Below are 13,158 nucleotides of genomic sequence, written 5' to 3' on the forward strand. Positions count from 1 at the left end.
GAGAGCCCTGTGTCGTCACCCTTGACGACCGCCAGCACGAGACGGAGGAGTCGGTCCGCCGACCTCGCCCGTGCCCGCACCACCGCACCGAGCCGCCGCCCAAGGAACGACCTGTGGCTCGCGCTCGTCTTCATCGCCCCGGCAGCCGTCGGTTTCGCGGTGTTCCTGGCCTGGCCGACCGTGCGGGGCATCTACCTGAGCTTCACGTCGTACAACCTGCTCACCGAGCCCGAGTTCACCGGCCTGCAGAACTACGCCCGCCTGGTGCAGGACTCGATCTTCTGGCACTCGATGGTGGTGACCGTCGAGTACGTGCTCATCAACATCGTCATCCAGACCGTCGTCGCGCTGTTCATCGCCGTGATGATGCACCGCCTGACCAAGTCGACCTTCGTGCGCGGCATCGTGCTCGCGCCGTACCTGGTGTCGAACGTCGTCGCCGCCCTCGTCTGGCTCTGGATCCTCGACACCCAGCTCGGCATCGGCAACGAGATGCTCGCCGCACTCGGGCTCGACCGCATCCCGTTCCTGCAGAGCGACGTCTGGGGCATCCCCTCGATCGCGCTCATCAACGTCTGGCGGCACGTCGGCTACACGGCGCTGCTCATCTTCGCCGGCCTGCAGTCGCTGCCCGAGACCGTGTACGAGGCCGGACGCATCGACGGAGCGAGCGAGTGGAAGATGTTCTGGCGCATCACGGTGCCGCTGCTCCGCCCCATCCTGTCCCTGGTGCTGATCATCACCGTGATCGGTTCGTTCCAGGTGTTCGACACCGTCGCCGTCACCACGCAGGGCGGCCCCGCGAACGCCACGAACGTCGTGCAGAACTACATCTACAACCTGGCGTTCGGCCGGTTCCAGTTCGGCTACGCGTCCGCGGTCTCGGTCGCGCTCCTCATCGTCCTCAGCATCATCACGATCATCCAGTACCGCCTCACCCGCTCGGGTGAGTCCGACCTGGACTGAACGGAAGCGCCATGACCACGACACTCACCCGTTCCGTCACCACGTCCCGCCCGCCGCGGATGGGCGCCGGCCACCGTCGTCGCCCGTCGCTCGGCCGCGTGCTCGCCTGGGTCGCGATGATCCTCGTCATCGTCGTCACCCTGTTCCCGTTCTACTGGATCCTGCGCACCGCGCTGTCGTCGAACACCGCGATCAACTCCGACCCCACCTCGCTGCTGCCCGTCGGGTTCAGCCTGGGCGGGTTCGAGCGGGTCTTCGGCCTGCAGTCCACCGAAGAGGCGTTGGCACAGGGCGGCTCCGGCGCCGCGCTGAACTTCTGGCGGTACCTGCTCAACTCGATCCTGGTGTCGACGCTCGTCACCGTCGGCCAGGTGTTCTTCTCGGCGGCGGCCGCCTACGCCTTCGCCCGGCTGCGCTGGCCCGGTCGCGACAAGGTGTTCGGGGTGTTCCTGGCGGGGCTGATGGTCCCCGCGATCTTCACACTGCTGCCGAACTTCACGCTCATCAAGCAGCTCGGGCTCGTCGACAACCTGCTCGGCATCGCCCTGCCGACGATGTTCATGACCCCGTTCGCGGTGTTCTTCCTGCGGCAGTTCTTCCTCGGCATCTCGAAGGAGGTCGAAGAGGCGGCGCTCATCGACGGCGCCGGCAAGGTGCGCGTGTTCTTCCGGCTCGTCATCCCGATGGCGGCCGCCCCGATCGCCACGCTCGCCGTGTTGACGTACATCACGAGCTGGAACGACTACTTCTGGCCGCTCATGGTGTCGTACACCGACAACTCTCGGGTGCTGACCGTCGCGCTCGGCGTCTTCAAGTCGCAGACCCCGCAGTCCGGCACCGACTGGGCCGGGCTGATGGCCGCGACCCTGGTGGCGGCGCTCCCGATGATCCTGCTGTTCGGCGTCTTCGCCAAGCGGATCGTCAACTCCATCGGCTTCTCCGGGATCAAGTGACCCGGCTGTCGGACAGGACGAACACCATGACGAACCAACTGACCCGCCGCACGCTCTTCGCCGGCGGCGCCTCCGCCCTGGCCCTCGGCGCGCTCGCCGCCTGCTCGTCGCCCGGTCGCCGCACGACGAACCGGTCGGCTGCGCGCACCGTGAGCTACTGGCTCTGGGACGCCAACCAGCAGCCCGCGTACCAGGCCGTCGCCGACGCGTTCCACCGCGCGAACCCGGACATCACCGTGCAGATCACCCAGCTCGGGTGGAACGACTACTGGACCAAGCTCACCGCGGGCTTCATCGCCGGCACCGCGCCCGACGTCTTCACCGACCACCTGACGAAGTTCCCGCAGTACGCCGACCTCGACGTGCTCTACAAGCTCGACGAACTCGACGCCACGAAGAGCATCCGCGACGACGACTACCAGTCCGGGCTCGCCGAACTGTGGAAGGGCCAGGACGGCCACCGCTACGGCTCCCCGAAGGACTGGGACACCGTCGCGATGTTCTACGACGAGAAGGCGATGGCGAAGGCGGGGGTCTCCGCCGAGGAGCTCGGGTCGCTCGAGTGGAACCCGGACGACGGCGGCACGTTCGAGCGGATGCTCGCGCGGCTGACGGTGGACTCGAAGGGCCGACGCGGCGACGAGGACGGCTTCGACAAGGACGACGTCGCCGTCTACGGCATCTCGTCGAACGGCTCGGGCGGTGACGGCTTCGGACAGACCCAGTGGTCGCCGTTCACCGGATCGGTCGACTGGTTCTACACGAACGAGAACCCGTGGGGCGACAGGTTCCGCTACGACGAGCGGGTCGTGCAGGACACCCTCGCCTGGTACTACCGGCTGGCCGAGAAGGGCTACATGGCGAAGTACGGGGTGTTCTCCACCACGACCGGGCCCGAGGTCCAGCTCGGCGCCGGCAAGTGCGCGCTGTCCTTCAACGGCTCGTGGATGATCGGCTCGTACCTGGGCATGGAGGACCTCGACGTCGCGGTCGCGCCCACGCCGATCGGCCCGTCGGGTCACCGTGCCTCGATGTTCAACGGGCTCGGCGACTCGATCACGAAGCAGGCGAAGGACCCCGAGGCCGCGGCGAAGTGGGTGGCGTTCCTGGGCAGTGATGAGGCGCAGCGGATCGTCGGCGAGAGCGGCATCGTGTTCCCGGCCCGTCCCGCGGGCACCGAGGCCGCCGTGGCGTCGTTCCGGAAGCGCGGCCTCGACGTCTCGGCGTTCACCCGGCAGGTCGAGGAGGACACCACGTTCCTGTTCCCGGTCACGAAGAACCCCGCCGACGTGCAGGCGTTGCTGCAGCCCGCCTTCGACGACGTTTACGCGAACGGCAAGCCGATCTCGACGCTGACCGGGGTCAACGAGCAGGTCAACAACCTGCTCGCCCTCACCTGATCGACGCCCTGCTGGTCCGCCCGTCGTCCGCATGCCGCACCGTCCGGTGCGGTGTGCGGACGACGCGTTGACCGTGCCGCCGACCACGATCCAGACTGCAGGGGATGACTTCCCTCACCTCCCTCGTCTACATGTCCGTCGCCGTCGACGACCTGACCGACGACCAGCTGGTCGCCATGCTGCGCGAAGCGCGCCTCCGCAACCACGCGCTCGGCGTCTCCGGGCTCCTGCTCGCCAAGGGCGGCCGCTTCATGCAGGTGCTCGAGGGCCCGGTCTGGAGCGTCGAGGACCGCTTCGCCGCGATCGAGCGCGACCCGCGGCACACCGGCGTGAAGTCGCTGTCGCGTGAGTCCATCAGCACGCGTCGGTTCGACGGCTGGGCGATGGCGTTCGGCAGCCCGACCGGGGACGAGCTCCGTGACGAGCCCGGCTTCAGCACCTTCCTGAGCGACCGCACCGGTCTTCCGACCGGGGTGGCGGGCACGCCCGCCGACTGGCTGCTCCGCTGGTTCCGTGGGCGCGACCTGCAGGACCTGCCCGAGGAGCGCGTCACGCTCGGCCGGCACGCGGCCTGAGACGCACCACCCCTCGGACTGGTGGCGCGGTGCCAGCTGGCACCGTCCCTCCAGACTGTGAGACTGGTCCCGTGGAACGACGTGAGCAGATCCTGGTGGCCGCGGCGGAGGAGTTCGACCGCGTCGGCTTCGCCGGCGCGACGATCGCGGGCATCGCCCGCACGGCGGGCGTCTCGCAGGGCACGCTGCACTTCCACTTCCCGACGAAGCTCGCCCTGGCGCTCGGCGTCATCGGCGAGCAGAACGCCCGCACCTTCGACGTCGTCAGCCACACCGACAGCTCGCCGGTCGCCGCGCTGGTCGGGGCGTCGCACGGCATCGCCGACCTGCTCCGGACCGATCCGATCGTACGGGCGGGGATCCGGCTGTCGCTGGAGCGCGGCGAGTTCCAGACCGCGACGCTGAGCTTCTACGAGCAGTGGATCGGCGGGATCGTCGACGTGTTCCGGTTGGCGATCGCGAGCGGGGAACTCCGGACGGACCTGACCGCGGAGCAGCTCGGATCAACGGTGGTGCCCTACTTCACCGGCGTGCAGCTCGTGTCCGACGTCCGGACGCGGCGCACCGACCTGATGCCGGCGGTGGCGACGATGTGGCGCGTGGTGATCGCGGCGACGGCGGACCCGAAGCACCGCGACCGGCTGCTCGCGGTCGTCGAGGACGCGTTCGGCGCTGACTGAACCGCTGGTACGGCGCTGCGGACGGGTGCGGCGCTGCCGGCGGGTCAGCGGTCGTGCAGCTCGCGGTCGCGGAACCACTTCAGCAGCCAGGCCGCACTGGTCCGGTCGAACGATCGCGGGAAGTCCATCGTGCCGGACAGGAACGGGCTGAAGCCGTCCTCCGAGCGGACGTCGTCGTCGTCCAGCGCCCGGTAGGCCATCGACCAGCCGTCGAAACGTCGGCGCTCGATGTCCTCGCGCACCAGTGACTTGACCTCACCGTGACGTCGGTCCTTCGCGATCACGTCGTACCGGTCCTGCACGCTCCACGCCGGCCCCTCGAGCAGCTGCATGAAGCGGCCGCCCTTGGCGAGCAGGAGTCCGGAGACCCCGAGCGCTTCGTTGCGCAGCCGGGACTCCGCGAGCAGCACCGCCATGGCCTGGTCGTCGAAGGGGACGACGGCACGGCTCATGTAGACGATGGAGACGAGCACTCCTCCATCCTGCTGGGTGGAAGGCCGCTGCGCGAAGTGGATGTCCGCAACGCGCCCTCCGGATCGGCGCTGCGGATCAGCCCTGCGGCAGCTCGTGTGCGGTGACGTCCTCGTTGCGCTTCTTCCGCCACGGGCGGGCCGGGGTGTTCGGACCGTCCCAGACCAGGATCGCGCCCCAGGCGGCGGCGAGCAGCGGCACCGAGATGATCGCGCCCGTGATGCCGGCCAGGACGGTGCCCGCGGTCAGACCGATCAGGATGACGAGGCCGTGCAGCTTGAGCGTGCGACCCATCAGGACCGGCTGCAGGAAGTTGCCCTCGAGCTGGTTGACGACGATCACGATGCCGATCACGAAGAGGGCCTGCACCGGGCCGAGGGCCACGAGCGCGACGAGGGCGGCGAGGATGCCGGCCGCGGTGGCACCGACGATCGGGATGAACGCCGTGATGAACACGATGACGGCCAGCGGCAGGGCGAGGGGGACGCCGACGATCGCGATGCCGACACCGATGCCGATCGCGTCGACCGCAGCGACGGTGGCGGTGCCGCGGACGTACCCGCCGAGGGTCGAGACGACCCGGTCGCCGACGCGGCGTGCGCGGGCGTAGCGCTCACCGGTGAAGGGGCGGAGCAGGAACTCCCAGATGCTCGGGCCGTCCTTCAGGAAGAAGAACAGCACGACGATCATCAGGACGAGCCCGGTCAGGAAGTTCGCGGTGGCCGAGGCACCGGCGAGGGCACCGGAGCCGAACTGCGCGCTCGTGACGAAGTCGGAGGCGCCGGCGACGGCGTCGTCGATCTGCTTGTCGGAGATCGAGAACGGCAGGTTCTTCGCGAACGTCTGCAGCTGCTGGAACCCGTCGACGGCGGACTTCTGCAGCTGTGCCCACTGGTTCTCGACCGCGACGACGATGAGCCAGCCGATCAGGCCCAGGACCGCGAGGACGCCGATGAGCACCGCGAGGGTGGCCAGCACCGACGGCACCCGGTGCTTGCGGAGCCACGACACCACGGGGTGCATGGCCGACGCGATGATGAGCGCGAGGAGCACGGGGATCGTGACGACGCTGAGGATGTTGCTCGCCCAGACGATGCCGGCGACGACCACCACGACGATGATGAGCTGCAGGCAGCGGGTCGCGAGGTGCCCGGCGGAGTCGGACCACGCGGCCTGGACCCTCGACGGAACGGGCGGAGCGGTCGGGCGTGGAGCGTCGCGGAAGAACGGCATGCCCGAGACGCTACCGACCGGACGGCCGACGCGCCGGTTCCGCCGGCTCGATCGTCCGCCCGGTGTCCTCTCCCCGCGTCGCCGGGGCGACCACGAACGCTGCGACCAGCAGGACGAGGGGCACGAGCATCGCCGTCTGCAGGCCGAGGTGCTCCCCGACGAACCCGAGCAACGGCGGCCCCACCAGGAACGCGATGTACCCGGCGGTGGCCACCACCGACACCCGGCGGTCGCCGTCGGAGGGGTGGTCGCCCGCGGCGGAGATCGACAGGGGGAACCCGAGGGCGATGCCGAGACCCCAGACGCCGGCCGCCGCCGCGGTGACGACCGGACTCGGTGACAGCACGACGAGCAGGACCCCCACCGCACCGACGGCTGCACAGACCCGGACGACCGGGGCGCGACCGAACCGGGCGACGAGCGGGGTGCCGGCCGCGCGACCGATGAGCATGGCCAGGGCGAACCCGGTGAACACGAGGGACCCGACGGACTCCGGAGCGTCGTGGTCGGTGGTCATCAGCAGCGGGAGCCAGTCGCTCGCGGCACCCTCGGCGAAGGCCATCGCCAGGGTGATCACGGCGATCATGGCGAGCTGCACGGTGAGGACGGAGCGGCGGGCTCCCCGACGGGTGCCCGGGGCATGGGCAGGCGCATCGGTGGGTGTGTCACGGGGCACCGGCCGCAGGTTCAGCGCCGCGAACACCGCCAGCGCGGCCATCACCGCGGCACCGACGAGCAGGTGCACCCCGACCGGGGTCCGCGCCGCCGTCATGGCGATGCCGACGACCCCACCGACCACGCTGCCGAGGCTGAAGCAGGCGTGCAGCACCGGCACGACCGGTCGTCCGGTCTGCCGTTCGACCGCGGCGGCCTCGACGTTCAGCCCGATCTCGGCGACCCCCGCCCCGAAGCCGATCAGGAACAGCCCGGCCCAGACCCCGGCGGCGACCTGCGCCGGGGCGAGCAGCGCGACGAGCACCATGCCGACGACGGGCAGCGCGCCCCCGAGCAGGATGAGCGGGCGGTTGCCGAGCCGCCGCACCAGGGCCCCGGCACCGAGGATCCCGATCATCGACCCGATCGACAGCCCGAGCAGGACGAGGCCCATCGCCTCGATCGAGGCACCGAGCTCGTCGCGGATCGCGGGCGTCCGGGTGATCCACGTCGCGATCCCGAACCCGGTCACCGTCGACGTGGCGAAGAGTGCGAGTCGATGCCGCCCGGCCATGCCCCCATCTGATCGGTCCCCGGGCGGCCCGTCAAGGGCGACCGCGTCCCGCGCCTAGGATCGGGCGCATGGCGACCGTCCTCCTCGTCCGTCACGGACGCACCACCGCGAACGCCACCGGCGTCCTCGCCGGACGCACCGCCGGCGTGCGACTCGACGCCGTCGGCCGCACCCAGGCGGAGCGGACCGCGGAGCGCATCGCCGCGGTGCCCGTCGTCGCCGTGGTGTCGAGTCCGCTCGAGCGCTGCCGGCAGACGGCCCGTGCGATCCTCGACCGGCAGACCGACCGGCAGACCGGCCGGCCGGCCGGGCCACCCGCCTCGCTGATCGAGCGGGCCATCACCGAGGCCGACTACGGGCAGTGGCAGGGCCGGAAGCTCGCCGACCTGGCGAAGGAGCCCCTCTGGCGCACGGTGCAGGCGAACCCGAGCGCCGTCGTGTTCCCCGGCGGTGAGTCCATGCAGACGATGCAGTCCCGGGCCGTCGCGGCCGTCCGGCGCATCGACGCCGAGGTCGAGGCGGAGCACGGACCCGGCGCGGTCTGGGTCGCGGTGAGCCACGGCGACATCATCAAGAGCGTCCTGGCCGACGCGTTCGGCATGCACCTGGACCTGTTCCAGCGCATCGGCGTCGGCCCGGCCTCGGTGTCCGTCGTGCGCTACGGCGAGCACCGCCCCGAGGTCGTCGCGACGAACACCGAGTCGGGCGACCTGTCCTGGCTGCGCACCGCCCAAGCACCCAGCGGGGACGCCGCGGTCGGGGGCGGCGCGGGCCATCCGGAACCCGATGCGCACACCGGCACCGGGCGTCCGGCACCCGACGCGCCCGCGGGTCCTGCCCGACCCTGAACGGGCGGAGCCGAGCGCTCCTACAATGCGGGTATGCCCACCATCGTCCACGGCTTCGACTGGCCGGACCGCCTCGTCGTCGGCACCATCGGCCGTCCGGGTGAGCGCGCCTTCTACATCCAGGCCCGCTCCGGTCGACGCGTCACCAGCGTCGCGCTCGAGAAGGAGCAGACCGCCGTGCTCGCCGACAAGATCGACGAGCTCCTCGACGAGGTCGCGACCGTCGACGACAACCGCTTCAGCGTGCCGCCGTCGGTGCCGGTCGAACTCCGCGACCCGGAGCCGCTCGACCAGCCCGTCGAGCCCGAGTTCCGCGCGGGAGCCCTGAGCCTGGGCTTCGACCCCTCCACCGCGCAGGTCGTCATCGAGGCGTACCCGATCGACGACGAGGTCGAGATCGTGTCCGAGGAGAGCGAGGACGGCATCGAGATCGAAGCCGTCGTGGAGATCCCTGAGCCCGCGGAGCTGTTCCAGGTGAAGATCCCGGTCGGCACCGCCCGGGCCTTCGTCGAGCGCACGCGCGAGGTCGTCGCCGCCGGTCGTCCGCCCGGCGACGCATGAGCGACGGCTCGCTGTCCGTCCGGGCGCGCATCCGCGAGGCGTCCAACGCCACCTTCCTCGCCGAACTCGACGGCGCGACCGTCGTCTACAAGCCCATCGAGGGCGAGCGCCCGCTGTGGGACTTCCCGGACGGCACGCTCGCCGGCCGCGAGATCGCCGCGCACCTGGTCTCCGAGGCGTTCGGCTGGGGTGTCGTCCCGCCCACGTGGATGGGCGACGGTCCGTTCGGCCCTGGCATGGTGCAGCGCTGGCAGGACGTCGACCCCGAGCAGGACGCCGTCGACCTGGTGGCGCCGGAGCTCGCCGAGGCAGACGATTCGCCCTGGCTGCCCGTGCTCGAGGCGATCGACGAACAGGACCAGCCCGTCACGCTCGTGCACGAGGACTCCGAGGCCCTGCGCCGGATGGCCGTCTTCGACGTGGTCGTGAACAACGCCGACCGCAAGGGTGGGCACGTGCTCGCGATGCCCGACGGCCACCGCTTCGGCGTCGACCACGGGCTCACCTTCCACGTCGAGCACAAGCTCCGGACGGTCCTGTGGGGCTGGATCGGGGAGCCGCTCGGGCCGGACGAGCTCGAGGGCCTCGACCGGGTGTCCGAAGCCCTGCGCGGCGGTCTCGGCGACGAGCTCGCCGAGCACCTGACGGACGAGGAGATCGACACGCTCCGAGCGCGCTGCGCGGCCCTGCGTGCCGTCGGGATCTTCCCGCCGCCGCCCGGTCACGGCCCCGCCGTGCCCTGGCCGCTGTTCTAGACGCACCCGACAATGGACTGGAGGCCCGTGGCGGTCTCGCCACGGGCCTCCAGTCCGTCTCGTGAGGGCTTCAGAGCCCCCGGTCGTCGCGGAAGAGCGCGCCGTCGGCCCCGCGACGCGAGCCGAGGTACGAGCCGACCACGGCGACCCCGAGGTCGTCGTTCTCCGGTGCCACGACGCTGCCGTCCACCCGCTTCGCCATCGCGTCGATGAACCGGGCGAGCCCCGGGTCCTCGCCGAGGCGGAAGAACGTCGTCTGGGCGCCGAGGCGTCCGGCGTTCTCGAGCTCCCGCACGGTCAGCGCGATCGTCACCGGGTCGGGCGGGTAGTCGAACCAGACCTGCCCGTTCGGCTCGAGGTGCGACGTCGGCTCGCCGTCGGTGACGACGAGGAGCACCGGTTGGGCCGTGGGGTGCTTGCGGAAGTGCCGGTTGGCGAGCAGCAGGGCGTGGTGCAGGTTGGTGCCCTTGTCCCACATCGCGTCGAGACCGACGAGCTGTTCGACGTCCATCACCTCGGCCTCGCGACCGAACGCGATGAGCTGCAGGTCGTCGCCGCGGAACCTGGTCGACACCAGGGTGTGCAGCGCCAGGGCGGTGCGCTTCATCGGCACCCAGCGGTCCTCCATGGCCATCGAGAACGACGTGTCGACGAGCAGCGCGACGCAGGCCTGGGTGCGTGCCTCGGTCTCCTGCACCTCGACGTCCTCGATGCTCAGGCGCACGCCGGCACCCGCTCGACCGCTGGCCGCCGTCCGCACCACGGCGTTCGTGACGGTGCGGGGGATGTCCCACGGCTCGGTGTCGCCGAACGCCCACTGCCGCGACGCACCCGAGGGCTCGCCCGCGGCGCCCGAGCGACGGAGGTCCCGCGCGCCCTGGCGACCGGACATCCGCTGGGCGACGTCCTTGAGCAGGCTCTTGCCGAGCTGCCGCATCGCCTTCGGGGTGAGCCGGAGCTGCCCGTCGGCACCGCGGCGCAGCGCCCCGGAGTTCCGGAGCGCCTGCTCGAGACGCTGCAGGGTCTTCGCGTCGACCGCCGCCTCGTCACCGAGCTGCCGGGACAGCGCGTCGAGGTCCAGGTCGTCGAGCTCCGAGCCCGGCCCGGACTGGGCGAGCTGGTCGGCGAGGGCGTCGAGGTCCGCGATGTCCTGGAACACCCCGGTGCCGTCGCCCAGCCCGAGGCCCTGTTCGCCGTCCATGCGTTCCGATCCGCCCCAGTCCTCGCCGGGACGCAGTGCGCGAAGGTTGCCGTCGAGCTGGGACAGCTGCCCCATCAGGTCGGGGGAGCCGAAGGCCTGCTGGGCGAGGGCGTCGAGTTCGTCCCGCTGCTCCTGGGTCATCGAGTTCCGCATGCGCTGCGCCGCGGCCGCGCGGGCTGCCAGGTCGTCGAGCAGCTCGTCGACGTTCGCGGGGTCCGACGGGAAGTACTCGCCGTGCTGGTCCATGAACTCGTCGAACTGCTGCTGGGTGTCCTCGCCGCGGGCGTGCGCCTCGAGCAGGGCGTTGAGGTCCTGCATCATCGCGCTGACCGCGGCCCGGTCCTGGTCGGTCGCGCCCTCGAGCGCCTGCTTCATGCCGGCGAAGCGCTGGTCGAGCACCTCGCGGCCGAGCAGGTCCTTGATCTCGTCGTACTTCTGGCGCGCGGTCGGGCTCGTCCAGTCGTAGTCGCCGAGCTCCTGCACCGCGGCGGCGGGGGAGGGTGACAGGCTGTCGAGCTGCAGTTCGGCCAGGGCCCGGTCGCCGTCGTCGAGGTCGACGTTGCGGGCGAGCTCCCCGCGCTCGGCGAGCAGCGCCTGCTCGAGGAGCTCGCGCACCTGCTGCAGGGTGCCGTCGAGGTTGTTCCTGCTCGTCAGCTCACGGCGGCGCTCGGCCACCCGTCGGGCCAGGTCGTCGAGACCGCGCTGCGTCCGGCCGCCGCGCCGCAGGAACTCCCGCATCGCCCGCTCGGGCGACGTGCCGCCCATCACGTCCTGCCCGATGGCGTCGAGCGCCTCGGCCAGGTCGACCGGGGCGGCGAGCGGGTCGGGTCCGTCGGTGTAGCGGCCGTACCGGGTGTCGCGCGTCAGGCGCCGGTTCTGCCTAGCCATAGACGGCTTCGCCCCCGCCGGACTCCTTGCTGATGCGCCGGGCCAGGAACAGCCCCTCGAGGGCGAGCTCGATCGCGCCGGCGCGTTCGCCGTCGTTCGTCGCACCCATCCGGTCGCACACCTGGTCGTACAGGTCGGACTCACCGATCGACGGCAGGCCTTCGAGGAACGCCCGGGCGCTGACCTGCTCGCCCGTGGTCACCATCGTGCCGCCCTCGAGCGCGTCCACGAGCACCGTGAAGTCGAGGCCCTTGAACCGGGAGCGCACGGTCTCGGCGGTCGCGGTGCGGAGCAGGTGCTCGAGGACCTCGTCGGCCCGGTCCTCTTCGCCGTTCTCGAACTCGATCTTGCCGCCGAGGACGTCCACCGCGGTCTCGAGGTCGATCGGCCGCGCGACCGCCTCGTCCTCGCCCTGGCGAGCTGCGCGGTGCACCGCGGCGGCGGACACCGTCTCGGCACCGGCGATCGCGAACCGGGCGCTCACACCGCTGCGCTGGTCGACGGCGCTCGAACCACGCAGTGCCCGGGTGAACCGGGCGAGGATCTCGATCAGGGCGTCCGGGACCTCGGCCGTCAGCTGCGCCTCCTGCCGGATGACGGCGATCTCGTCGTCGAGCTCGATCGGGTAGTGCGTGCGGATCTCGGCGCCGAAGCGGTCCTTCAGCGGCGTGATGATCCGGCCGCGGTTCGTGTAGTCCTCGGGGTTCGCGCTCGCCACGACGAGCACGTCGAGCGGCAGCCGCAGCACGTAGCCGCGGATCTGGACGTCGCGCTCCTCCATCACGTTGAGCATCGCGACCTGGATGCGTTCGGCCAGGTCGGGCAGCTCGTTGATCGCGACGATGCCACGGTGCCCACGGGGGACGAGCCCGAAGTGGATGGTCTCCGGGTCGCCCAGGCTGCGGCCCTCGGCGACCTTCATCGGGTCGACGTCCCCGATCAGGTCGGCGACGCTCGTGTCCGGCGTCGCGAGCTTCTCGACGTAGCGGTCGTCCCGGTGCCGCCAGCTGATCGGCAGGGCGTCGCCGAGGTCGTCGGCACGCCGGATGCTCGCGGTGGTGATCGGTTCGTACGGGTGCTCGCCGAGCTCGGAGCCGGTGATGACCGGCGTCCACTCGTCGAGCAGGCCCTGCAGGGTGCGGAGCAGCCGGGTCTTGCCCTGGCCGCGCTCGCCGAGCAGGACGACGTCGTGGCCGGCGATCAGGGCGCGTTCGAGCTGGGGGATGACGGTGGTCTCGAAGCCGTGCAGCCCGGGCCACGGATCGGTGCCCTGGCGCAGGGCGGTCAGCAGGTTGTCGCGGATCTCGGCGCGGACCGTCTTCTGGACGTGACCAGAGGTGCGGAGCTCGCCGACCGTGCGGATGTCAGGTCGGGTCACGTTCTGGACGTTACGCCGTTG

Annotated in this window: 13 protein-coding genes; 8 read left to right on the plus strand and 5 right to left on the minus strand. The window is 71.1% G+C overall.

Going from position 1 to position 13,158, the window contains the following annotated elements; all coding sequences use genetic code 11:
• Positions 1 to 21 precede the first annotated feature (21 nt).
• The 5 genes from DEJ30_RS14585 (at position 22) to DEJ30_RS14605 (ending at position 4,574) form a co-directional block, all read left to right on the plus strand.
• Positions 22 to 966 carry a carbohydrate ABC transporter permease gene (locus tag DEJ30_RS14585; RefSeq protein ID WP_220032963.1) on the plus strand — a complete coding sequence of 315 codons (945 nt, stop codon included), beginning with the start codon at positions 22 to 24 and terminating at the stop codon, positions 964 to 966.
• Positions 967 to 977: 11 nt separating this feature from the next.
• Positions 978 to 1,919 (plus strand): carbohydrate ABC transporter permease, encoded by a 942-nt coding sequence (locus DEJ30_RS14590; RefSeq protein WP_175475023.1) that lies wholly within the window; start codon positions 978 to 980, stop codon positions 1,917 to 1,919.
• Positions 1,920 to 1,945: 26 nt separating this feature from the next.
• Positions 1,946 to 3,319, plus strand: a complete 1,374-nt coding sequence (locus tag DEJ30_RS14595) for a sugar ABC transporter substrate-binding protein (protein ID WP_220032962.1) — start codon at positions 1,946 to 1,948, stop codon at positions 3,317 to 3,319.
• Positions 3,320 to 3,423: 104 nt separating this feature from the next.
• Complete coding sequence (locus DEJ30_RS14600; protein ID WP_110862432.1) at positions 3,424 to 3,894, plus strand: BLUF domain-containing protein; 471 nt, start codon at positions 3,424 to 3,426, stop codon at positions 3,892 to 3,894.
• Positions 3,895 to 3,965: 71 nt separating this feature from the next.
• A complete protein-coding gene (locus DEJ30_RS14605) occupies positions 3,966 to 4,574 on the plus strand; it encodes a ScbR family autoregulator-binding transcription factor (protein WP_181420156.1) in 609 nt (202 codons plus the stop codon).
• 44 nt (positions 4,575 to 4,618) lie between these two features.
• Here DEJ30_RS14605 and DEJ30_RS14610 read toward each other — a convergent pair whose 3' ends face one another.
• The 3 genes from DEJ30_RS14610 to DEJ30_RS14620 all read right to left on the minus strand — a co-directional run bounded on the left by DEJ30_RS14610 (position 4,619) and on the right by DEJ30_RS14620 (position 7,506).
• Entirely contained in the window at positions 4,619 to 5,047 is a 429-nt protein-coding gene (locus tag DEJ30_RS14610; RefSeq protein ID WP_110862434.1) for a BLUF domain-containing protein, read from the minus strand.
• Positions 5,048 to 5,123: 76 nt separating this feature from the next.
• Positions 5,124 to 6,278 carry an AI-2E family transporter gene (locus tag DEJ30_RS14615; RefSeq protein ID WP_110862435.1) on the minus strand — a complete coding sequence of 385 codons (1,155 nt, stop codon included), beginning with the start codon at positions 6,276 to 6,278 and terminating at the stop codon, positions 5,124 to 5,126.
• A gap of 10 nt (positions 6,279 to 6,288) precedes the next feature.
• Positions 6,289 to 7,506, minus strand: a complete 1,218-nt coding sequence (locus DEJ30_RS14620; RefSeq protein WP_110862436.1) for an MFS transporter — start codon at positions 7,504 to 7,506, stop codon at positions 6,289 to 6,291.
• A gap of 68 nt (positions 7,507 to 7,574) precedes the next feature.
• Between DEJ30_RS14620 and DEJ30_RS14625 the strand changes: the two genes are divergently transcribed.
• The 3 genes from DEJ30_RS14625 to DEJ30_RS14635 are packed head-to-tail and all read left to right on the plus strand — an operon-like array spanning position 7,575 to position 9,670.
• Positions 7,575 to 8,354, plus strand: a complete 780-nt coding sequence (locus DEJ30_RS14625; protein WP_110862437.1) for an MSMEG_4193 family putative phosphomutase — start codon at positions 7,575 to 7,577, stop codon at positions 8,352 to 8,354.
• Between the two features lie 33 nt (positions 8,355 to 8,387).
• A complete protein-coding gene (locus DEJ30_RS14630; RefSeq protein ID WP_110862438.1) occupies positions 8,388 to 8,915 on the plus strand; it encodes a DUF3090 domain-containing protein in 528 nt (175 codons plus the stop codon).
• On the plus strand, positions 8,912 to 9,670 hold the full coding sequence (locus DEJ30_RS14635) for an SCO1664 family protein (protein ID WP_110862439.1): 759 nt from the start codon (positions 8,912 to 8,914) through the stop codon (positions 9,668 to 9,670). Before DEJ30_RS14630 ends, DEJ30_RS14635 begins: the two co-directional genes overlap by 4 nt.
• Positions 9,671 to 9,740: 70 nt before the next feature.
• Here the strand turns inward: DEJ30_RS14635 and DEJ30_RS14640 are convergent, their stop codons facing one another.
• Entirely contained in the window at positions 9,741 to 11,759 is a 2,019-nt protein-coding gene (locus tag DEJ30_RS14640; RefSeq protein WP_110862440.1) for a VWA domain-containing protein, read from the minus strand.
• Positions 11,752 to 13,137 carry an AAA family ATPase gene (locus DEJ30_RS14645; RefSeq protein ID WP_110862441.1) on the minus strand — a complete coding sequence of 462 codons (1,386 nt, stop codon included), beginning with the start codon at positions 13,135 to 13,137 and terminating at the stop codon, positions 11,752 to 11,754. Before DEJ30_RS14645 ends, DEJ30_RS14640 begins: the two co-directional genes overlap by 8 nt.
• Between the last annotated feature and the right edge of the window lie 21 nt (positions 13,138 to 13,158).

It is taken from the genome of Curtobacterium sp. MCPF17_003 (assembly GCF_003224385.1).
Taxonomy (GTDB): Bacteria; Actinomycetota; Actinomycetes; order Actinomycetales; family Microbacteriaceae; genus Curtobacterium; species Curtobacterium flaccumfaciens.